This window comes from Bacillus sp. DTU_2020_1000418_1_SI_GHA_SEK_038 (genome assembly GCF_032341175.1).
In the GTDB taxonomy this organism is placed as follows: Bacteria; Bacillota; Bacilli; order Bacillales; family Cytobacillaceae; genus Cytobacillus.
This window is the reverse complement of the sequence record NZ_CP135435.1, coordinates 1487728-1509825: the sequence shown is the minus strand read 5'-3', so window position 1 is coordinate 1509825 and position 22098 is coordinate 1487728. Positions and strand designations below refer to the sequence as shown.

Genomic DNA, 22098 nt, shown 5'->3' with positions numbered 1-22098 from the left:
AAATACCATTCATTTGTCCAGCCAAATATTTCTAGGCACAATCTGTATATAGGCACATAGGATATAAAGAGAAATTAGTGTAAAGGATGTCAAAAATGCCAGCTATCGTTGGAGTCGTTCAGGTCGTTTCTATTGGGAGCAGCGGGGTATTCCATATTGGAGATGTTTATAAGATCATGCCGGTAGCAAATGCGAAAACATTTTCTGGAGCTGGATCCTTTAATACCGGTGATGGTCTAACTATTTACAATCGACAAAGCAGTACGAACACATATGATTCAGACGGTATGGATCAAGGAATATTATTAAATGCTTAATATAGGGTGAAAAGAATGAACTTTTACATTAACCAATCCATTCAAATTAATTTCATAAAGATCGGTGGAATCACCAACTCCTCTGTATTGCAGATAGGAAGTGCAGGAATTATTAAGCCCGCTTCCTATCTATCTAATACAGGAGGATTTACAGGTCCTGCTCCACATACCCTCTTGCCTGGGGTAGGTGTTATTGGCGGAGAGCAACTGTTAGAAGCTCCTGCCGTACCTTTACATTCTGCAGGAAGGTAATGTGTGGAAACGATGATCCGAAAAAAGCGAGGTGGTAAGGATGGATCAGACATTATACTCTTACCTGCAAAAAATGCATATTTTTATAGAAGCACAAGAAAAAAGAATTATTCACCTGGAAAACAAGGTAAGAGAATTAGAGAAACAGACGAAGGAATTGAAGATACGACCACCGATAACTGTAGATAGAATTGAATATAAATTCGACCAATTGAAGGTTGAATCATTAGACGGAACATTAAATATTGGGTTAAATCCATCCGAGCTTCAGGAAATTGAGGATTTTGCCATTAATAATAAGGGGATTCATACTCCCTTTCAGCCAAAAGCCCATTTCCAAAGATCAATGGAAATCGAGGATGAAATCAATAAATTTTTGGAAAATGAATTACAAAGCGTTATTGAGGAAACAGCCCATTCACTAAATAAATCTATAGATGAATCATATATTTTATTCATAAAGGATGATATAAAAAAGCAGCTGCCTAACCGCATTGATTACCATCTTAAGCAGCAACAGCTTACCGCAACAAATAGGGAACAAGGTACAGTACCTGATTTTAATGAAGAAATTTTGGTGAATTTAAAGAAAGAAATTAAAAACGGGGTTCATACCTTTATAAGTCATTTGCCAGAATCAGAGAAAGGAATGGAAACGAATGAATTTTGAAGTGTATAACCGAGATATTTGCATTGGAAATATTCGAGTTACCGGGGTATCCAGCTCATCACTGTTAATGGTCGGGGACACGCAAACAATCCAGCTTGCATCTGTATTTGATACTCCTCCTGAGTCTTTAATCATTGGACCAGTTGTTCCATTAACTCCAGAGTGATGTATCATGCTCAGCAGAACTTCAATCGTTGACCAGTTAAAGGCAGATACAGTTGCCTTTTCATCTGTTATTCAAATAGGCGATTCTACCTATGTTCATGGATTTACACGAGCCCTGGCCGTACAGCGTGAAACAGATACCTTTCTTGGAAATGAGGGGAATTTCTTATCTTTCAAAGCTTTCACGATAAGCGTTCCCCTCGTCCCCATTGAAGAAGTAATATCTATGCAAACCATGCATTTAAACCCTGCCATTAAGGTTAATAATATTGATATTAACGGGATATCTACATCTTCCGTTGTCCATATTGGCAGCAGCAAGCATATTTCTATGGAAGCAAGAGTTAAGCATATCCGGCAGTTGCTGCAGCATGAATGAAGATCAAGATGGGAAAATAAAAAAATTGTAAAAGGAAGAGTTTATATGCCAGCCATTGTTGGTCCAGTGCAAATTTTAAATGTTGATGGTGGTGTTGTACAATTTGGAGATGCTCTTAATATATCGCCTAAAACTAGTGGGAAAACCTATTCTGGCCAAGGTGCATTAAATACCGGTGGGTTCATTATTACGAACAATGGTATAAACGGTACCAATGTCCTTGATACAAACCTAATTGACCAGCCTATAGTTGGAAATAATTAAGAAAAGCGACTGGGTAAGGACTTACATCCTTAACCGGTCGCTTCTATAATTTAATAATAAGTGCTCCATCAAAAAAGTATAAATATCTTTCTTGAATGTCTCTTTTTAGAATTTGCTCTAAAGCCCTTGTATACATCTGAATTTGAACTCTGTAACGATTTGCAAGTACCGATTTTGCTTCATCAATCCCGCCTTTAAAACGGCCGGTAATTTGATCGGTCTTATAGTCAATTAACACGAAACCTTGTTCATCCTCAAAAAGGCAATCAATAATCCCCTGGATTAAGACAGACTCCTCTTCACCCTTCCATTCCGGATAAATATCGCTTGCTGGTAAAGATACACTGAAAGGAATTTCTCGATTAATCTCTCTTGCCATTATCATTCTTCTTCCAAGCTCAGTTTTGAAAAAAAGCTCAATTAAAGACGGATCGATGGCCGCTCGCTGCTCTTCTGTCAGTAATTCTTTACGAACCATTTCATCCATTTTGGCAGAAATAGATTTTACAGTCATCTGTTCTTTAAAGCTAATGTGCTGCATGACCATATGCATAGCGGTTCCTCGTTCTGCCGGAGATAATGACTTCTCCTGCATAAATTGTGGCCGGTTTAATATAGGCTTTTTGAATTGACGGATGATTTCTATCCCGCTATCTTCCTGGGAAAATATCTCCTTTTGCCTTTTCACCTCAGAAACTGACTGCTTAGAACGGTTTTGGGAAGCTTCTAAATATGAATATTTCCATGACAATTGGTCTTCAACCATAGTCTTAAATGGAGACTGTACAGGAACTTCCTCACCTGAGAATACCATTTGCAGATAGGTATCTTTTTCGGCTTCTAGCACTTCAACAAGTTTTGCAACCTCTTCACTGTTTATAATCTGAACCTTCCATGTTGAAGGGTGGTCGGTAATTTCACTGGAAATGAGCTGACTAATCCTGCTATCATAATCTCTATGCCGTACGAGAGCTGGACCAATCCAATCAAGAAAGCTTATCGCAGATGCGCGATCAAATTCATTTAACAGCCAGTTTGGATTTTCAGCAGATTGCAGCCATTGATTTACCTTCTTCTCAGCCTTTTTGACTGACGATACTAAGTAAAGCTTTTCCTTAGCCCTCGTCAAGGCTACATAGAGGACCCGCATTTCTTCCGAAAGCATTTCCATCTTCTTTTTCCTTTTAAAAGCAATTTGGGGAAGAGATGGATACGATATTCGTTTTTCAGCATTTACGTATTTTGCAGCGAATCCATATTCCTTATCTAGCATATAGGCTTTTTTCAAATCCATCGTATTAAAATTCCGGCCAAGCCCAGCTATGAATACGAAAGGAAACTCAAGCCCTTTGCTGCTATGAATCGTCATCAGGCGAACAACATCCTCCTGTTCTCCTAAGGCACGTGCAGCACCGAGATCATCTCCCCTATCCCTCATGCGTTCAATAAATCTTAAGAACCTGAATAATCCTCTAAACGATGTAGCTTCATATTGCCTTGCACGGTCAAAAAATGCCCGAAGATTTGCCTGTCTTTGCTTTCCGCCAGGCATGCCGCCAACGAAATCATAAAACCTTGTCTCTCTATATAATTGCCAGATTAGCTCAGAAAGAGAGCCTTGCCTTGCCATGACGCGCCAATTCATTAGCTGTTCATAGAATGGCCGGACTTTTGCATATAAGTGTTCAAGTTCAAATGCAGGCTTAACATTGCAAAAAGATGCCATTGCCTCATAAAACGAAGCCTTTTTGTGTTGAATTCTTATCTGGGACAGCTCTTCCTCAGTCAAGCCGACAATTGGGGACCTTAATACAGCTGCAAGCGGGATATCCTGATATGGATTGTCAATTATTTTTAATAGTGACATCATAATGGATACTTCAGTGGCCTCGAAATAACCCGTTGATAAATTAGCATATACGGGAATACCCTGTTGCTTAAATTCCTCCATGATCTGAGGTGCCCATGTCATCGATCGCAGCAAAATGACGATATCCCGGTATTCCGCCGGACGCCCTGATTTCATTTTTGGATTGTATACGTTCTTCCGCTCAGAAATGATTTCTTTTATTTTTGCTGCCATGAATCTTGCCTCTAGCTGGGATTGGGCAAGCTCTGCCGCGTCAAACCCATCCTGCTCATTGTCCTGCGGTTCTTCCTCTTCTGTCCCTTCTAAATCGATAACCGTTAATTCAATGGGATAAGATTCATCTTCTGGATATGGGGCTCCAGCTTTCAGCTCTGCTGCTTCGTCATATTCAATTTCACCGACAGAAACACCCATAATCTGTTTAAATATATAATTCGTTCCGTGCAGCACTTCTTTTCGGCTTCTAAAGTTTTTGGCAAGGTCAATTCTTAAGCCTGCTTCTTCACCGTTTTTCTCAAACCTGTTGTATTTGCCTAAGAATAAATTCGGTTCTGCAAGACGGAAGCGGTAAATAGATTGTTTCACATCGCCCACCATAAAAAGGTTTCCCGCAACCTCTGAGTCCATTGTCACAAGCTGAAGGATCGCTTCCTGAACCATGTTAACATCTTGATACTCATCAACTAGAACTTCCTTGAACTGATTTCTACAGGCAACTGCTGCATCTGAAGGTGTTAAGTTTCCTTCGTCACTCTTATCAGAAAGAATTTCTAAACAGAAATGTTCGAGGTCGGCAAAATCCACTAAACCTTTTTCTGTCTTTATTTGATTAAACCGTATTGAAAATTCCTTCACGATATAGACGAGTGTCTCAATATACTGCTTCATTTCCTTCATATCTCGCAGGAAGCTATCAGGCTTACGGGAAAATAGCTCATCCTGAAGATCCTGAATGATTTTTTTTGCCTTATCTCTTAGCTTCTTTGCCTTTTCAATTAGCTCGCTATCATACTCATCGCCCTTGCAATTTTTCGCCCTGCCAAATGACCAGGATTGCATCGCCTCGTAAAGCGTTTGCCAGGAGTCTTTTTTCGCTTCCAGTAATGTTTGGACAACATGAAGGTCGGCAATAAAGTTTTCTGCTCTTGGTGCAGGGCCACCCGGAAGCTTAGTTAGCTCAAGCCCATATTCAAGCAGCTGTTTTGCCCCCTTAAGCTGCAAATCCATATCCTGTAAAAGGGACTGTACAAAGGGCATTCCTTCGATTTCACTGTTTTCATCAACATTATACATCTCGATGATGGAATCAAGGTATTCATCAGGAGAGGGATTTGATCTCGCAAAATCATATATATCCCTGATGATGTCCTGTAGAGCAGTGTCACTCCTGTCATTTGTAAACGTATCTACAAGAGCAAAAAACGAATCATTTCCTTCTTTCCCATACTCCTCTTCGAAAAGCTCTTCAAGCACTTCATCTCTTAAAAGCTGTGCTTCTGTTTCGTCAGCAATTCGAAAGCTCGGATCAATATCGAGTAAATAGTAGTATTTTCTAACCATTTCCAGACAAAATGAGTGAAGTGTAGAGATCGATGCTTTATTTAACAGGCTCAGCTGCTTTCGTAAATGGGCAGATTTAGGATTTGCATTAATGGCTTTATCAAGAGCCTCTCCAATCCTGTGTCTCATTTCTGCTGCTGAGGCATTCGTAAATGTCACAACAAGCAACTCATCAACGTTGATTGATTCTTCCTCTGATACAATTTTATTAATGATCCTTTCAACAAGGACAGCTGTTTTCCCGGAACCTGCCGCTGCTGCAACAAGAATATCCTGCCCCTTTGCCATAATCGCCTTCCATTGATCATCTGTCCATGTTACATTAGCTGGCTTAGCTGGAATAGTTGATTTCATCCTTCCCTACCTCCTTTCGAATACTAGCTAGCACATCATCTTTCGGCTGAGGAACAAGCATGCGGTATTCATTTGCTCCTAGTGACTCATCGAATTGGCATACAGGTTTAAAGGAACAAAATGTACATGGTGTTTTATCCTTCATTTTATAAGGAGAAATGTCCACTTTTCCTTCAGTAATTTGATTTCCTGTCTTCGTATACATTTTTCGGACATACTGACGGAGTTGTTCAAATTCTTGCTTGCTTGCAATTTTGGAACGCTTAGATAGTGTACCATCCTTCTTAAAGCCTGCAGAAATGATGGACGAGTCGCCGTTATCTAATGTCTGATCCATTAGCTTAATCACATTTTCTTCCCCTAATATGAGGCCATTCATTTTAAACTTTTTAAATATCTCCTGCTCAATATCATCTATTGTGAGCATTTTTGAAGTACTGATGATTGGGTTGTGGACATGGAAATATAAAATCCCTGCTGGGTTTGCTTCTGTCCCGATCAGTGCATGTGAATGGGAGACAATAATATCTAAATAAGTTAACATTTGCAAGGCTAGACCATAGTAGACTTCATTCACGTTTATATCCTTTGAACTCGATTTATAGTCTATAACTCTTAAAAATACTCCATCCTTATCCTCTGCTTTATCCACACGGTCGATCCTGCCGATAAGCTCCATCTTCGCTCCATTTTTTAGCGGGAACGTAAGCGGAGGCAGCTCCCCCTTTGGTCCAAAGCCGAGTTCTAGTCCGATTGGAGAAAATCCGCTCATCTTTGCATGCTCACTTAATACATAAGAGGCACGGCTAATAATTTGCTCCAGCTTCCTTTTAATATAATAATGACGATTGGAGCTGAGCAGGATTTCATTTTGTAATTTAGGAGCAAGCATTTCGACCGCCTCTTGTGCGAGGATTTCACATTGCTTTCTTGTTAAATCAGTCCAGGAAAGTTTTTTGCTCATCACAGTTTCAGCGATGTATTTTAAAGCGGCATGAAATAAATCTCCGATATCGGGAGCTTCAAGCCGGAATACTTGACGTTCCTTCAGCTTTAAACCATGCTGGGCAAAATGTGAAAACGGACATCCGTGGAATAGCTCCATTCTTGAAACACTCGCCTGAATGATATCTCCATATAAATCCTTGCTCATTTCTTCTTTTAATTGCTTTGTCTTATTTTCATAATTTAAACTAGATAAAACTTTAAGAGCTTGTCCTCTCCATTGTTCATGATGCAGGAAATAATTATAAATATCCCACCAGAAATCATAAATCGGATAATTTCTTTTCTTTAGCCCCATCTGGGATGTTAAATAAGCTAAGGAGGTGTGCAGATTTACTGCATACTCCAGCTGTTCATTCTCTGGCAGCTCTGCAGGGTCTGATAGATAATCATGGTGTACACAATCAGGCAATAAATCTGTTAATCTTTTTATATAGGAAGACGGAAGCAGCGCTTTTCCTTCCTCATTGGCAAGCGGATAGCTGATGAATAGCCAATCAGAAGGCGTAGCAAATGCTTTATAGGCAATAAATTCTTCATCCAGGAGCCGTGTTTTGCTGGCTGGTGCAATTTTTAAACCGTTAACAAGGAGCTGTTCCCGGTCACTGTCGGCTAGCAGTCCCTCCTCAGAAAATTTAGCTGGAAAGACACCATCATTCATTCCGATGATAAAGGCGGCTTTAATGTCAGAAAGACGCGACATGTCCAAATCAGCAGCCATAACCCCATCCAACGCTGGAGGGATAAGGGTAAAACGAAGAGATTCCAAACCAGCTTCAAGAATGGAAGCAAATTGTTTTAACGTAACTTCCTCTTCCCCGAGCATTTCTACATATTGGTCAAGCAGCTCCATAATTGCATTCCAAGACTGCTCATGTTCACGGGATTTCACTAAATTTCCCTTATTATCTTCTTCAAGCTTCCAGCTCTCTAATTTAGCCGGAACATCTAATTCTTCTAGGTATAAATAGACAGCTTCACAATACTGCCGTCCCGAATGAGCTTTCTTTAGGCGGCGCGATAGTCTAAGGATTGGACCAGTGATCATATCTCTTAGTTCATTTAACTCCTGCTCTATTTCCTTTTCCGCATCGGTTTGCCCAAAGCTTTCAAACTCTAAGCCTCTAATTCTCCGATAAATCCATCTTTTCTTATTCGTCCATTTATCGCCTTGAATGCCATAAGCCAAGCAATAGTTCTCAAGCCTGTCCATCTGTTCCCTTAAATGATGGGCATTTAATTTTGCCGGAAATAACAATTCAGTTTTTACTGCTCTAAAAATCGGCTCATATCTCCAGTTTCCGTTGATTACCTCAAGAGTTGACCGTATTAATTCAACAAGCGGATGATGCAGCATCGTCCTTTTTTGATCGATAAAATAAGGTATTTGATAATCATGAAAGATCGTTCCAATAATATCAAAATAATCCTGGCCATTTCTAGATAAAATGGCAATATCACGATAACGAAGCCCTTTTGTTCGCACTAGCCGATTAATTTTTCTAGCAATGCCTTCAATTTCTGCTCTGCGATTTGCTGCATGGCCGATATGAACAGCAGTCTCCCCTTTATAACCTTCTGCTGGGCGTGATTCGAACTTTTCTTCAAGGTGCTTTAAGGATGGCTTTCCCCATCTTTTCTGGCCGTTCAAGATTACTTCTTCTACTTGAAGTCCTTGTTGTGCAGCGATTTCATAAATAGTCTGGCAGGTTTCACCTGACATTCTAAAAAGATGCAGTTCATCAGGCGGATTCTTCTTAAATGGCTGATCAAGGGTTAAAGTGATTGTTACTTTCTTGCAGTGCTTCATTAACTGCTCTACAATCATAAATTCCTGGGGTGTAAAGCTATAAAACCCATCAATATAAACTTCTGCTTTCTGTAAATATTCAGATTGTCCTGCTTTTTCCACTAGGAGCCGAAAGTAATCCTCGGAGTCTACGTATTTATCAATCAGTGATTCTTCAAAGCTTCTGTAAATGAGTTCAAGATCGTGAAGCTTATCGTGAAGTGCCTTATTTACATGTTCCTCTTGTGTTAGTTGAGCTTGTTTCTCTGAAAGTTCTTCGGGCTGAACACAATATCTTTTGAATTCCGTCATCATTTGTTCTACTTGCTGGATAAACCCATTTTTATCGGCAGCACGCTGAAACAGCTTAAGACTATCCTTTTTCTCATCAATGATTTTTCGAATGAGCATATTAATTCCGACACTGTTTATATGATAGCGGCTGATACCGCCTGTTTCCTGAAGTATTTTCCAGGCAAGGCGAGTGAAGGAATATACTTGACTGCGGATCATCCCGCCAAGTCCTGGTGTTGTAATTAATTTATATTCTGATAGAAATGTCATTTGCTCAGGAACTAAGTAAATAAGTGGTGGATTCCCAATTGGATCCCTTTTTAATTCAGCTCTTATTTCATTTAAACAATAGTCTGTTTTACCACTTCCTGAGCGGCCAATTAATAAACGAACGGACATAGACAGCCTCTCTTCCTTTCGACATTACATTCCAATTTCTATTAAATATTTTAACATATATGAGAGCATTCGTTTGGATTGACCTACGTTAATTAATGGTAAAAAGAAATACAAAAAGCGCGACCAATGATCGCGCAGCTAACAATCTTTTATTATGGAGTTTTCAGTCCCAATCCGCTTTAATTGCTTTTTATCCACTTTACCGACAGGCGTTTTTGGCAGCTCCTTTAAGACAAAAATGTTTCTCGGTATTTTATATTTCCCTAATTTGATACGGCAATAGCTTTTAATTTCCTCTTCTGTAATAACCGCCTTGTCTTTAAGAGTGAGGAAAGCTGTAACTGCTTCTCCCCATTTTCGATCAGGAAGTCCAATAACTGCGGCTTCATTGATTTCTGGATGTGCAGATAACCACTGTTCAACCTCTAAGGGATATACATTTTCTCCCCCGGTAATAATTATTTCTTTCTTCCTGCCTACAATAAAGAAAAATCCATCTGAATCTTTTCTTGCTAAATCACCTGTATAAAGCCAACCATCTTTAACGGCTTCCTTTGTTGCCTTTTCATTGTTCCAATAATGGCTGAAGGAGTGCTTTCCCTTTATCAGGACCTCACCTACCTCATCAACAATTGCTTCTGACCCATCTTCTTTGATAAGCATGATTTCATTGAAAATCATTGGCCTTCCGACAGAACCTTTTTTTACCGTTGCTTGATCAGCTGTAATAAAAAAATTATTCGGACCAGCCTCTGATAGTCCATAGCCCTCTTTAAATGGAAGTCCTTTCTGCTTGAACTTTTCATAGATTTCCAGCGGACACGGTGCTCCTCCAGAAAGAAATAATTTTGTATAAGGAAAGCTTGTTTTTGTAAATTCAGGTGATTCCGTGATCATATGGTACATTGTTGGTACAAATAATACGATTGAGCATTTAAACAAATTTAAGTACTCCATCGCTTTTACAGGTTCAAAATATTCAGCAATCACTACTGTCCCGCCAATTAATAACAAAGGGATGGAGAGCGCATTCAAACCTCCAGTATGGAATAATGGCAAATACGTAAGTGTCTTATCTGAACTAGTCAAATTCCAGCTGATAATCGTATTCATAGCATTCCATAAAATAGATTGATGTGAAAGGACAACCCCCTTTGGATTCCCTGTCGTCCCTCCCGTATAAATAATGACTAATGGATCTGTTTCAGTTAAATTGCTTTCAATTCTATCTGCCCAAGTGCCAGTTATGATTTCTTCATATTGATGACAATTGATTTGCACCACTTGCGTTCCATCAATGCAACTGCCTTTCAGCAATTCTGTAAAATCTGAATGGCAGCCAATGATTTTGGGATGACAATCATTAAGTATATATTTAATTTCTTCACCAGATAAGCGCCAATTGACCGGAACAAATACTGCTCCAAGCTTTCCGCAGGCAAACAAGAAATCAAAATAACTTATATGATTAGGTGAAAGTAAAGCAACTCGATCGCCCTTTTTCACCCCTTGATGATCCAACCAGCACGCTATTGCTAGTGCTCGCTTATTCACTTCATCATATGTCCGCTTATGATTCGTATCGGCTTCAATGATGGCAACAGAAGCCGGTGATAATCTCGCTCTATTCTCCAGCCAATCGAGTTCCCACCCCACTATAATCTCTCCTTAATCAAGATACCATCATATTAAAGAAAGAGAGTTACATAGGAGTTACATCATAATCCCCCCATCTACATGAAGGACCGTACCGTTAACATAATCCGATTCATTAGAAGCTAAGAATAAATATGCGTTGGCAATATCCTCAGGACTTCCGAGACGCTCTAGCGGTATCATCATTTTCATTTGTCCAATTACCTTTTCAGGAACTTTAGCCGTCATTCCGGTATTTATAAACCCTGGAGCCACTGCATTTACATTAATCCCTTTACGGCCAAGCTCCTTTGCCCAAGTTTTCGTCATCCCGACTACCCCCGCTTTAGTCGCGGCATAATTTGTTTGGCCAATATTACCATATACCCCTGAAACAGAAGAAGTATTAATGATTTTGCCTTTTCCTTGTTGGAGCATGAAAGGCAGTACTGCTTGTGTACATTGGAAAACCCCAGTTAAATTCACATCAAGCACAGACTGAAAATCCTCTGCAGACAGCTTTGTTAGCATGCCATCTCTTGTAATTCCTGCATTATTGATTAAAATATCAATTTTCCCAAAAGTATTATTCACAGCTGATACCATTTGATTAATGCTTTCTCGATCCGCTACATTTACTTGAAAAAACTCAGCACAATATCCCTGCTCCTTCAGCTCTCTAGCTCTATCTGCTCCTAAGTCTGCATCAAAATCAGCAAGAGCTACAGCTGCACCTTCCCTTGCAAAGGTTTGCACGGCAGCAAATCCAATCCCATTGGCAGCCCCAGTAATAATGGCAACCTTATCTTTAAGTCTCATGTTAACCCCCCCCTCATCTATCTAAAAATTCAGACATCACTTGAAGCAGCTGCTCCGAATCATCAATCAGCGGGGAATGACCGCAATCCTTTAATTGTACAAAGCTTGCATTCTCCCCAATATCCTCTAAAATTTCTTCATTCATTTGTCTAGTGATCACTAAATCCCTGTCTCCTAAGAGGACAAGTGTAGGAATTTTTATTTTCTCTGCCTCCCCTGTTCCTTCTATTAAACCGTTAAATGTCCGACTAATATTAAACGTATTCAAGGCATGGACAATTTCAGCATAATTCCTTTGGGTAAGGATATCATCAATATACTCTTCGTAGCGTTCCGGATCAGGTTTGTTTTTTGTATAAATAACAGCATCATTAATCATTCTTAATAATTCACGATTTCTCGTTGCGTATGCATGCTCGGTTGTGATGACTTTTGCTTTCTCTCTCTTTGTCTGGGCATATGTTTCAACACGCCGATTTAAGTCTGGCATTCTGTTTTCATCTGATTCATATAGCGGATGCCCCCTTGTGGAACCTGATGCAAGCAAGATCATTTTATCGCACACATCGGGATTATTGGCGACATATTGCATACAAACTGTGCCTCCCATAGACCACCCTACTATTGAAAAATCCTTTAATCCAATTGCTTTCGTGAAATGATCAATATCATCGGCAAGCTCTTTAATGGAATAGATTGGATTTTGATAGCTTGATAGCCCAAAGCCTCTCTGATCGATCGCGTAGAGCTTGTATTTAGGATCCATGTTTTCTAGAACAACATCCCAATGCTTTGAGGAATTCATATTGCCGTGAACGAGTAGAACGTTTTTTGTTCCTCCTAATCTTTCACGATAGAAAATCGTTTCCCCATTCGGCAGATTTACGTTTTTTATCATTATTTCTGTCACTTCTAAATCACTCTCCCCATCGAATTACAGAAGCTCCCCAAGCATAGCCAATGCCCGCACTGACTAGTACAACTACATTACCGTTTTTCAGTTTCCCAGATGTTTCAGCAAGCTCTAATGATAAGATTTGATCCATTTGACCGATATGGCCATATTCCTCTAAATAGATTGAGGCCTCCTCTGATAATCCTAACTCCTTTAACACATAGTGATGGGCTGACTTCTTCATATGAAGCATCCCGACATAAGAAATATCCTTCTCTTCATATCCGCTATTCAGAACTGATTTACGAATAACATGAAGAAAATTCTTCATCGATTTTTTTTCAAGACGCTCTTTCATGCCAGCAGGATCAAGAACGTCTAGTTTATTTTTTCCTTCCTCCAACGCCTGCTGTGTCAGCGGATGTTTCGTCCCGCCTGCCACAACGACAACATCTTCAGAAAAAGAGCCGTCTGTCAGCATCTCTGTCTCTAGTAATAAATTTTTCTTGCAGTTCTTTTGTAAAATAATCGCCCCTCCGCCTGCCCCAAGATTATACATAAATCTTGTTCGAGGGTTATGATAATCGATAAAATCTCCATTCCTGTATCCTCCGGCTAAAAGCACAGTATTGATTGCCGGATCTGCAATCATCATATTTTTTGCTACCTTTAAGGCCATGACTGTCGTTCCACAGCGAAGAGCCACATCGAAGGCCCACGCATTCAACGCCCCAACTTCCTCCTGCAGCTTAATACCGGCTGTCCAAAGCGGGTATTCCTTATGCTCTTCACCAATATAGATGACAAGGTCAATGGTCAATGGATCTAGATTCACTTTTTTAATGGCCTTCTTTGCCGCACGAATTCCCATTTGGCATGTATGGTCTTCCGAGCCAGGAATGGTTTTCCTTTTTATCCCCATTTTACCTTCCACAATCTCTTTAGGAATTCCTGCCATTCTTGCAATTTCCTCACCAGTTATATAATCTTCGGGCAGGTAGATTCCAGTGCTAAGAATACCTATACTCATTAAAACACTTCCATTCTTTTTCTACTTGCTAATCTCCAATTATATTCCTCATAAAGTTCATCGCATCCTCAATAGTTTCGAATAATATTTCTATATCCTCCTGAACATGGGACACTTTAATGCGCCATTTTTTCTTTCCTGTCTGCTCATCTATCTCTGCTAAATGAAAGCGGACGATGAAAGAGGCAATTTGCTTTTGCTCCATCCTGCTCCCCCTAACTTGCAATTTTCTCTTCCTTCTTACTCTCCTTTTTCTTCGTTCGTCTTACTTTCAGCTTTTTCAATGTTCCAACGATTCCCATTGGAAAGAACATGACGACCAAAATATATATAATTCCGAAGAAGATGATCCAGCGTTCAAAGATCCAATGGATCTTTGCCAATTCAGTTAGCCAGTGATGAGCAAATTCTATTAATCCTGCCCCAATGATCGCGCCAACTAACGTTCCCACTCCTCCAATTATGGTCATGAGCAAAGCATCAAGTGTAATATCCATAGTGAATACACTCGTATTTACAAATCGCAGCGACATAGAATAAAGAAGACCTGCCATTCCCGCCATTACACCCGAAATGACACTCGCAATGACCTTATAATGAAGAATGCTGTAGCCGAGAGATTCTGTTCTTTGTTCATTTTCCCGAATAGCTTGCAGAACTCTTCCTAAAGGGGAATTTGTAAATCTTTTAAGAATGGCAAATACCAAAATCATCGTGACAAGGCAAATAAGATAAAAATCGGTCCGGTCTTTTAATAATTCTGGAATTCGGAAGGTAAACCCGTCATTGCCATACGTAACCGTTCTCCATTTTTCAGCTAAAACGAGGAAAAGACCCGAGAAGGCCAGAGTTAACATTGCATAAAAATGACTTTTAAGACGTAAAGTTAGCAGACCTAGAACTAAGCTCACAATGGATGTTAAAATAATCGTCACTAAAACAGCTAATAAAAGATACGGAATAGTCGGATCAAACCGCTTCATAAAGACGCCAATTGTGTATGCGCCTATTCCAAAAAACATTGCATGCCCGAAAGAAACGATTCCGGTAAATCCTAGCAAAATATCATAGCTCATCGCAAAAATTGCAAAAATAAACACTTGTGTCAGCAAAATTAGCAGAGTTCTAGATTCATATACAAATGGCAAAATAAGGAGAAAGATTGCCGTTATTAAGTACACAAAATTCATTCTGCCAGCAGCTAATAATCTCATCTTCCTCACCCCTTTAATCCAAACAATCCCTGTGGTCTAAAAATTAAAACGATTGCCATTAATAGCATATTGACAGCTAAAGAAAGTGAAGGAACATAGTAGGCCATAAATGATCCTGACAAGCCCACTAATATGGCAGCCAATATAGAGCCCGGAAAGCTGCCCATCCCTCCAATAACAACAACTATGAAAGCTAAAATTGCAAACTCAAGGCCCATCTCTGCATAGATGACGCCTGAATAAGGTCCAAGCATCACTCCGCCAAGTGCAGCCATTCCAGCACCAACCATAAAAACAAACATAAATACTCTTTGAATATTAATTCCAAGCGATTGCACCATTTCTTTGTCCATGACGCCAGCTCTTACGATCAAACCTATTTTTGTGTTTTTTAAAATATATTGAACAATTCCGAACACGAGCAGTCCAACGGCGATAATAAATACTCGATACTTAATAATAATGACGTTTCCAAGCTCCCAGCTTCCAGCCAAATATGGGGGCGGTGAAGCAGATAATTGATTAGGTCCCCACACAACTTTTAATAACTCAGACAAGACTAGCATGAGGCCAAGTGTAATTAAAATTTGTTGAATATGATTTCCGTAGACTGGTTTGATGATCCATCTTTCAGTCAGCAATCCAAGAATAAGCCCTGTAACAATAGCGCCAGCAATCGCTATAATGAAGCTCCCTGTCGCTGCATATAGCCATGTTCCGCTATAGGCTCCCCATGCAAAAAGCCCGCCATGAGCAAAGTTTAATACATCCATGAGACCAAAAATTAACGTTAAACCAGCGGCAAGCAGAAATATAAGCATTCCAGTCGCTAATCCGTTTAATGTCAAAGTAATTAAAACATCCATATCTTTTCCTCCTTTCTTTATGCAATTCCTAAATACTTTCTCCGCATGTCTGCATCTTCTTTTAACTGGGCCATATGTCCTTCGCTCACTGTCCGCCCATCGTCAATAATGTAGAACTGATCGCCAATTGTACTGGCCATTATAAAATTTTGTTCAACGAGGACGATGGTTGTCTGCTCCTTCATTTGCAGAATAGTTTCCATCACCTTTTCCACTACAATTGGTGCCAGACCCTTGCTTGGCTCATCTATTAAAAGCAAATCATTATCATTAATATAGGCTCTCGCAATAGACAGCATTTGTTTTTGCCCGCCGCTTAAAAGCCCTCCCGGCTTTTTCCAAAATGTCTTTAAATCGGGGAATAAGCCTAATATCCATTGGAGCCTTGCCTTCGTTTCATCATCATCATTTTTCATTGCTACCTTCATATTTTCCTCAACTGTCAAGCCGGCAAAAATACCTTGATCCTCAGGGACATACCCAATCCCTTTCTGTGCCACACTGTATGTTGGCAATCCTTCGATTCCTTCCCCTTTGTAAAAAATCGCCCCTTTTGACGGAGGATTCAGCCCCATAATGGTTCTTAGGGTTGTCGTTTTTCCTGCACCATTTCTCCCAAGCAGAACAGTTACTTCTCCTTTTCGCGCTTCAAATGAAACTCCCTGCAAAATATGATATTGTCCAATATGCGTCTCAATGTTATTAAGCTTTAATTGAACTGTCATCGTACAGACCCCCTAAATACGCGGACTGAACAGTCTCGTTTTTCATGATTTCCTCTGGAGTTCCGTCTGCTAGTAATCTCCCATTGAATAGAACCATGACAGTGTCAGATAAATCCAGAATCATATCCATTTTGTGTTCAATTAAGATGATTGTTCGATCCTTCCCCTGCTTTATTTTTTTAATAACTTCCAGGATAGCAGGCACCTCTTCAACGGACATTCCAGCTGTCGGCTCATCAAGGAGAAGAACCTCTGTATTCAAGGCTAATAGCATGGCAATTTCCAGCTTTCTTTTTTCCCCGTGGGCTAAGTTTCTAGCTAAAATCTCTTTTTTATTTTGGAGAAGCACGAGCTCTAGCCATTCTTCTGCCTTTTCCTCAAAAACTTTATATTTCCGATAATGGGCTAGCATCTGAAAGCGTGTTCCCGCTTGGGACTGTACTGCGAGCCTGACATTCTCCAAAACAGTTAAATTAGGAAAAACATTCGTGATTTGAAAGGACCTTCCAATTCCAAGACGTGTTCTTTCTGTCGTTGACATTTTAGTAATCTCTTTTTCTCTGAAGAAAATTTGCCCCTCCGTTGGCATCAGCTGTCCGCTTAATAGATTAAAGAAAGTTGTTTTACCAGCTCCATTGGGGCCAATAATAGACTTAAAGTGGTTTTCAGGAACTGCTATACTCACACGGTCCACAGCTGTATGGCCGCCAAATGTAATGGATAAATCCTTTGTCTCTATAATTGATTTCACTCTCATTCACCACCTGGCTTTTTAATTAGTTATAGAAACAATGAACCTCGGTATAACACCGAAGTTCATTGTTTCTGTGGGAAATTTCCCGTCATTCTTAGTTTCTGATTGGCGGTTCTGTCTCTTCAGGGCTTAATTCGCGAATTAACACTGGAACCGGATAAGGGACTCCATCCTTCTTCTCCAGCCTAATAGCATATAGCGTTTGTAGTGCTTGGTGATCTTCTGGACGGAAAGTCATTTTTCCTTTAGGCGTTTCGAAGCTCATTCCTTCCATTGCAGCAATTAATGTATCGGCTTCTGCATTTCCTTCTGTTTTCTTCAATGCCTCAACAATGGCGATAGCTGCGGTCATTCCACCTGGAGTAAATAAATCAGGGACTTCACCGTTAAAGCGCTTTTTATGTTCTTCTACTAGCCATTTGTTTATATCATTCGCTGGCAAATCATGATAGTATACAGTAAATCCTTCCATGCCAATCAGCGGCTCCATTGTAGATAAAGCAGGAATATCTGGCGCCCCTGTCGAAATTTTTATTCCTTTTTCCTGAACCTTCATATCAGCGATTTGATTCCATGGGGAGTTTGCACCTGCCCAGACAACAAATAAATAATTTGGTTTAGAATCAATGATTTTTTGAATATTTGACGTGAAGTCTGTAGCAGCGGGGTCAGCATACTCTTCATGAATAATTTCCGCTCCAAGCTTAATTGCTGCTTCCTTAAAGGCTTCTACCCCATCTCGGCCGAACGAATAATCTGGTGCAAGGGTTGCAATTTTAACACCTTCGCCTGCAATCGCTGCTGCTCCTGCCACCGCATCCTGCGAGGAGTTGCGAGCTGTCCGGAAAATATATTTATTAAACTCAGATCCTGTAATCGTGTCTGCCACCGCTGGTTCAACAACCATAATCTTTTCATATTCTTCTGCTAGCGGGAGAACAGCTAGTGTATCTCCTGAGCTGGAAGACCCTACTAAGAAATCCACTCCGTGTTCTTCGAGAAGCTTTGTTGCTTTTTGAACGGCTACCTCAGGCTTCGTTTCCGTATCTTCTATAAATACTTCAATCTTTCTGCCTGCTACCTCTCTCGTACCGTTCGTTGCGTAATCAAGACCAAGTTCGAATCCTTGTAATGTTTGCTTCCCATAGGATTCTAGGCCTCCTGTCTGTGAAGCAAGAACACCGATCTTGATCGGCTCACTGCTTTCCTTTTCTTCTGGCTCTTCTTCTGGCTTGCTGGTGTTATTGTTATTATTGTTTGTGTTTTCATTTCCGTTTCCAGTCTTCTCTGTTGTTCCGCTGCAAGCGCCAGCGAATAACATGACAAGCATTAGCATACAAATAAAACCCATTTTACGAGACAAAACTGTCATCATCTTTCCCCCTTCTTCCTTTCAAAATAAAAACCTAGCATTGAAGCAATCATAAATAATTGGGGTTACAAATGAGTTACAAATTATGAAAGAAATCAGAAAAGGCAACCTTATGGCTGCCTGACTGAGTTTAGTGTGTTTCCTGATTCTAGAATCATTTCATACATATGGCGCGTTGGATCAAGAGGGGGAACGCCAAGCTCTTCCTCCAATATTTCACAGCATTTTTGGTACCATTTTAGTGCGAAGGGACGGTTGTTTTTCCGATAATAGCAATACATCGTAAGTCGGTAGGCTTCCTCCCATGTACGGTCTTTCTCTAATATTTTACTGCACCAATGTATAGCCTTGTCATATTCCTCACTTCTCACATAAAGCTGAGCCAGCTTTTCTGCTGCCCTAATAAAAAATACGGATAATCTTTCTTTTTCATTCAGGCACCAATCATCAAATCTGCGCTCTGGCAAATAGTCTCCCTTGTAAATTTTAAGGCCCTTTTCCAGATAACTCGTTGCCTTTTCTGTTGTCTTTTCTTCCAATCCAGCTGTGATCCATTGTTCAAAAGCCTGGCTATCAACCTCTAGAACGGCATGAGGATTTAACCCGTATGCTGTTCCTTCCCTCACAATAAAAAAGGGGGTCCTTCTAGCTTTCCGATTCGGTTCAAGAACATTGTTAAGAGCATTTAATGCAACTTTAAAATCCCTTGCCGCACTTTTTTCATCCTGATCAGTCCATAGAAGCTGATAAATTTGCTCCTTAGGAATTAATTTATGAGCATTTGTAATAAATAATTGCAGTAACTCTTTAGCTTTTCCCCGCTGCCAATCCTTCTCTTCCACCTCTTTTTCACCTAGCCAAACTTGAAATCTTCCTAGGGTATTCACTCTAAGTGTATAGCCTGGATGAAAGTCTACCTTTGACAAATTCATTTCCTGGAGAAGCCTTGCTACCAATTGTGGCATGAATTTTTGTCTCTGTGCCTCAATAAGAATTGGAGCAAATATTTGCAAATCTCTAGGACCAAACATAGTCCTTTTATTAAAAATAAATTCATATTCGCCTGATTGCACCTCTTTTAATAAAAGAGGAAGTATTTCCAAGAGAGATACTGGCTCATTTTGGCTATAGTAAATATATGTTTGCCAGTAAAGACAAAGCATGTTTCCATATTGATCTCCACACTCGTTAAAATGGCTGGTTGCCTTTTTGATAGATTCAGAGGCATAAGAATAATGCTTGCTATAAACTGCTGAAATCCCCAACGCAAGCTGAATAAGGGCTGACAACCAAATATCCTTTACTTTTTCTGTTTCAGCAAGGGCGGCATTGCCTGCTGACATTGCTCTTTCGAATTCCCCTTTGCTCCCATATAGTAAGCACAGCCCCATTAGCGGCTCCGCTTTTCCCCTCTCGATTCGCAGCCGGTTCATAATATCGAGTGCTGTTTCATAGCACTTCTCCGCTAATGATAGGTCATAATCGTTTACAATTTGAATGGCATGACCCATTCTCATCCAGCCACATGCCTCAACGTAAGGAGCCTTTATGCTAATGCCATGCTGTATCCCTTCCTGTGCGAGTGACTTTGCTTGATTTCCGTTTCCAGTAAGACCCTCAATAAGAGATAGAAGAATATCCGTTTCCCGATGAGATTGGGGCAGAGGTGTTTTTCCAGAAGCTTCTCTCTTTTTATCGTTCGATAATATCTTCTTCGCTTGCCCGAATCTTCCGGTCCGCAAATATAATCTTGCCTCAAGGCTGTTATTAAAATGGGGTACATTCAGATTACCAGCCCTTTTAATCCATTTTTCAGCTTTCATATATTGACCGGAATTTAACAGGTTTTCTGCTAGAAGATGATAGAGCTTTGCTGTCTCATCCTTCGACTGAATATCATATTTTTCTCTAATTTCGATTGCCTGAAAAAGAATCCTCTCGGCTTTATGCGGCTGAATCGTGTCCAGATAGATTTTTGCCTGTCCTTCAAGTGCCCGGCTTTTTTCAAGCAAATTATCTTTTTCTTCAGCCATTTGTGCAGCTTTCATATAACATGCCTCTGCCTCATTGTAATTGGAGCGATACCGAAGAACCTCCCCTTGCAAAAACCAAAGAGGATAAAATTTGTCTTTTTCCTTTTCTGAAATAAACATGAGCCGGTCATAGAGATTTTCAAGCTTCCCATTCTCCAGCATCCTAAAGCCAACTTCATTTAAGACGGAAGCAACTGCATCGCTATACTGGATTTTCTCATAATGCAGCAAAGCCTCTTCCCATTGTTTTTTTCGTTCAAAAAAACGGGCGGTTCGCTCATGCAAAGACTGAAAAGTTTCTGGATCCTTTACCTTTAATTGATTCTCTAAAAACTCTTTAAATAATGCGTGATACTTAAATTGCTTTTCTCCAATACGATAAATAAACAAATTTTTTTCGATAATTTGATGAAGGATTGAGGATGAACCCGTTATGCCTAATACTGAGTCACAAATCTCTGCACTTAATTCATCGAATATACACGTCTGTTCTAAAAATTGCTGGATAATTGGCGGCTGTTTTGCAAAAACCTCCAAAGCCAAATACTGAAATAAATCTTGAAGAGATTGAGAGGGTCTTGAATGCAAGTTGGAAAAGTCACCGTTTCCCGGAATCTGCTGGGCAATCATCCCAATGGCAATGACCCATCCCTCAGTTAACGCATAAATTTGTGCTAACTGTTCTTCGTTAACATTTATATCATAATAGTCGTTTAGCAAAAGCTCCGCCTCATCTATTGTCATAAGGAGATCGTCTTTCGTGATTTCGAGCAGCTGATTACATACCTTCATTTTCGTCAGCTGTTTCCACACAGGGCGGCTTCTGCTGGAAATAATAAAATGAATATTCGAAGGAATGTGATCAAGCAACTTTTCCATCCACCGATTAACCGTATAGGATTGTTCAATTTGATGAAAATCATCTAGAATGATAAAAAGTTCTTTTTCGATGGACAGCAGTTCATTAATAAAAAGGGAACTTAGCATACTGATTTCTTCATCTCTAATATACCTGTCCATATCCTTCATCATCAAAGCCAGGTTCTTTCCGAACTCTGGAATTGATGATTGGATCGAGGAAATTAAATATGACAGAAAAGGAAGAATATCATCATCAGCTGCGGAGATTGAATACCAGCTGCAATCTTTTTTTTCATCGTTAACAAATAGAGCGAGCGCTGTACTTTTCCCGTAGCCCGCTCCTGAATGAATAATGGTCAAAGGATAACTAGTAATTAATTTCATCTTTTTCGTTAAAGCTGCTCTTCTAATGGATTCTATTTTCACATCTGGAACGAGAAGCTTCGTTCGGATAATAGGCATAAATTTGAACAAATTACTTCCCTCACTTCCAAGAATCTTAATTTTCCGACTACTTATTTCAAAAAAAATAATGTCTGTTTTAACTTCGCTATTAAACCTATATTTTCCTTCAAA

General features: G+C 39.9%; 19 protein-coding genes. 6 read left to right on the top strand and 13 right to left on the bottom strand.

Going from position 1 to position 22098, the window contains the following annotated elements:
- Positions 1 to 95: 95 nt before the first annotated feature.
- Genes RRV45_RS07490 through RRV45_RS07465 form a run of 6 tightly spaced genes read left to right on the top strand, consistent with a single transcriptional unit; the run spans position 96 to position 2047 of the window.
- Positions 96 to 317, top strand: a complete 222-nt coding sequence (locus RRV45_RS07490) for a spore germination protein (protein ID WP_315668194.1) — start codon at positions 96 to 98, stop codon at positions 315 to 317.
- A 15-nt stretch (positions 318 to 332) separates the two neighbouring features.
- Complete coding sequence (locus tag RRV45_RS07485; RefSeq protein ID WP_315668193.1) at positions 333 to 569, top strand: spore germination protein GerPB; 237 nt, start codon at positions 333 to 335, stop codon at positions 567 to 569.
- Between the two features lie 40 nt (positions 570 to 609).
- Entirely contained in the window at positions 610 to 1239 is a 630-nt protein-coding gene (gerPC, locus tag RRV45_RS07480) for a spore germination protein GerPC (RefSeq protein WP_315668191.1), read from the top strand.
- Positions 1229 to 1405: a spore gernimation protein GerPD gene (locus RRV45_RS07475; RefSeq protein ID WP_315668190.1), complete on the top strand. Its 177-nt coding sequence runs from the start codon at positions 1229 to 1231 to the stop codon at positions 1403 to 1405. The genes gerPC and RRV45_RS07475 overlap by 11 nt, the downstream gene beginning before the upstream one ends.
- Positions 1406 to 1411: 6 nt before the next feature.
- Entirely contained in the window at positions 1412 to 1783 is a 372-nt protein-coding gene (locus RRV45_RS07470) for a spore germination protein GerPE (protein WP_315668189.1), read from the top strand.
- Between the two features lie 45 nt (positions 1784 to 1828).
- Positions 1829 to 2047 (top strand): spore germination protein, encoded by a 219-nt coding sequence (locus RRV45_RS07465; RefSeq protein ID WP_315668188.1) that lies wholly within the window; start codon positions 1829 to 1831, stop codon positions 2045 to 2047.
- A gap of 43 nt (positions 2048 to 2090) precedes the next feature.
- On the opposite strand, the gene addA is transcribed toward RRV45_RS07465, so the two are convergent.
- The 13 genes from addA to RRV45_RS07400 all read right to left on the bottom strand — a co-directional run bounded on the left by addA (position 2091) and on the right by RRV45_RS07400 (position 21996).
- Positions 2091 to 5831 carry a helicase-exonuclease AddAB subunit AddA gene (gene addA, locus RRV45_RS07460; RefSeq protein ID WP_315668187.1) on the bottom strand — a complete coding sequence of 1247 codons (3741 nt, stop codon included), beginning with the start codon at positions 5829 to 5831 and terminating at the stop codon, positions 2091 to 2093.
- A complete protein-coding gene (addB, locus tag RRV45_RS07455; RefSeq protein ID WP_315668186.1) occupies positions 5809 to 9318 on the bottom strand; it encodes a helicase-exonuclease AddAB subunit AddB in 3510 nt (1169 codons plus the stop codon). The genes addA and addB overlap by 23 nt, the downstream gene beginning before the upstream one ends.
- Positions 9319 to 9456: 138 nt before the next feature.
- Entirely contained in the window at positions 9457 to 10974 is a 1518-nt protein-coding gene (locus RRV45_RS07450; RefSeq protein ID WP_315668185.1) for an acyl-CoA synthetase, read from the bottom strand.
- Positions 10975 to 11031: 57 nt separating this feature from the next.
- Positions 11032 to 11772 carry a 3-oxoacyl-ACP reductase FabG gene (gene fabG, locus RRV45_RS07445; protein WP_315668184.1) on the bottom strand — a complete coding sequence of 247 codons (741 nt, stop codon included), beginning with the start codon at positions 11770 to 11772 and terminating at the stop codon, positions 11032 to 11034.
- Positions 11773 to 11785: 13 nt separating this feature from the next.
- A complete protein-coding gene (locus tag RRV45_RS07440) occupies positions 11786 to 12682 on the bottom strand; it encodes an intracellular short-chain-length polyhydroxyalkanoate depolymerase (protein WP_315668183.1) in 897 nt (298 codons plus the stop codon).
- 7 nt (positions 12683 to 12689) lie between these two features.
- Complete coding sequence (locus RRV45_RS07435) at positions 12690 to 13697, bottom strand: 3-oxoacyl-ACP synthase (RefSeq protein ID WP_315668182.1); 1008 nt, start codon at positions 13695 to 13697, stop codon at positions 12690 to 12692.
- 28 nt (positions 13698 to 13725) lie between these two features.
- Positions 13726 to 13902: a hypothetical protein gene (locus tag RRV45_RS07430; protein WP_315668181.1), complete on the bottom strand. Its 177-nt coding sequence runs from the start codon at positions 13900 to 13902 to the stop codon at positions 13726 to 13728.
- A 10-nt stretch (positions 13903 to 13912) separates the two neighbouring features.
- Positions 13913 to 14911, bottom strand: coding sequence for a branched-chain amino acid ABC transporter permease (locus RRV45_RS07425; RefSeq protein WP_315668180.1), 999 nt, complete (start codon positions 14909 to 14911; stop codon positions 13913 to 13915).
- 5 nt (positions 14912 to 14916) lie between these two features.
- Positions 14917 to 15777, bottom strand: a complete 861-nt coding sequence (locus RRV45_RS07420; protein WP_315668179.1) for a branched-chain amino acid ABC transporter permease — start codon at positions 15775 to 15777, stop codon at positions 14917 to 14919.
- A 17-nt stretch (positions 15778 to 15794) separates the two neighbouring features.
- Positions 15795 to 16502 carry an ABC transporter ATP-binding protein gene (locus RRV45_RS07415; protein WP_315668178.1) on the bottom strand — a complete coding sequence of 236 codons (708 nt, stop codon included), beginning with the start codon at positions 16500 to 16502 and terminating at the stop codon, positions 15795 to 15797.
- Positions 16480 to 17253, bottom strand: a complete 774-nt coding sequence (locus RRV45_RS07410; RefSeq protein ID WP_315668177.1) for an ABC transporter ATP-binding protein — start codon at positions 17251 to 17253, stop codon at positions 16480 to 16482. The genes RRV45_RS07415 and RRV45_RS07410 overlap by 23 nt, the downstream gene beginning before the upstream one ends.
- A 97-nt stretch (positions 17254 to 17350) precedes the next feature.
- Positions 17351 to 18628: a substrate-binding domain-containing protein gene (locus RRV45_RS07405; protein WP_410489364.1), complete on the bottom strand. Its 1278-nt coding sequence runs from the start codon at positions 18626 to 18628 to the stop codon at positions 17351 to 17353.
- A 110-nt stretch (positions 18629 to 18738) separates the two neighbouring features.
- The gene (locus tag RRV45_RS07400; protein WP_315668175.1) at positions 18739 to 21996 is read right to left on the bottom strand and encodes a BTAD domain-containing putative transcriptional regulator; all 3258 of its coding nucleotides are present in this window, start codon (positions 21994 to 21996) and stop codon (positions 18739 to 18741) included.
- Positions 21997 to 22098: the final 102 nt, after the last annotated feature.

Bases quoted from the DNA above. Each gene is read 5' to 3' on its own strand.
- RRV45_RS07490 (WP_315668194.1), top strand. From the start codon at position 96: ATGCCAGCTATCGTTGGAGTCGTTCAGGTCGTTTCTATTGGGAGCAGC.
- gerPC (WP_315668191.1), top strand. From the start codon at position 610: ATGGATCAGACATTATACTCTTACCTGCAAAAAATGCATATTTTTATA.
- RRV45_RS07470 (WP_315668189.1), top strand. From the start codon at position 1,412: ATGCTCAGCAGAACTTCAATCGTTGACCAGTTAAAGGCAGATACAGTT.
- fabG (WP_315668184.1), bottom strand. From the start codon at position 11,772: ATGAGACTTAAAGATAAGGTTGCCATTATTACTGGGGCTGCCAATGGG.
- RRV45_RS07485 (WP_315668193.1), top strand. From the start codon at position 333: ATGAACTTTTACATTAACCAATCCATTCAAATTAATTTCATAAAGATC.
- RRV45_RS07405 (WP_410489364.1), bottom strand. From the start codon at position 18,628: ATGACAGTTTTGTCTCGTAAAATGGGTTTTATTTGTATGCTAATGCTT.
- RRV45_RS07415 (WP_315668178.1), bottom strand. From the start codon at position 16,502: ATGACAGTTCAATTAAAGCTTAATAACATTGAGACGCATATTGGACAA.
- RRV45_RS07465 (WP_315668188.1), top strand. From the start codon at position 1,829: ATGCCAGCCATTGTTGGTCCAGTGCAAATTTTAAATGTTGATGGTGGT.
- addB (WP_315668186.1), bottom strand. From the start codon at position 9,318: ATGTCCGTTCGTTTATTAATTGGCCGCTCAGGAAGTGGTAAAACAGAC.
- RRV45_RS07475 (WP_315668190.1), top strand. From the start codon at position 1,229: ATGAATTTTGAAGTGTATAACCGAGATATTTGCATTGGAAATATTCGA.
- RRV45_RS07420 (WP_315668179.1), bottom strand. From the start codon at position 15,777: ATGGATGTTTTAATTACTTTGACATTAAACGGATTAGCGACTGGAATG.
- addA (WP_315668187.1), bottom strand. From the start codon at position 5,831: ATGAAATCAACTATTCCAGCTAAGCCAGCTAATGTAACATGGACAGAT.
- RRV45_RS07430 (WP_315668181.1), bottom strand. From the start codon at position 13,902: ATGGAGCAAAAGCAAATTGCCTCTTTCATCGTCCGCTTTCATTTAGCA.
- RRV45_RS07435 (WP_315668182.1), bottom strand. From the start codon at position 13,697: ATGAGTATAGGTATTCTTAGCACTGGAATCTACCTGCCCGAAGATTAT.
- RRV45_RS07425 (WP_315668180.1), bottom strand. From the start codon at position 14,911: ATGAGATTATTAGCTGCTGGCAGAATGAATTTTGTGTACTTAATAACG.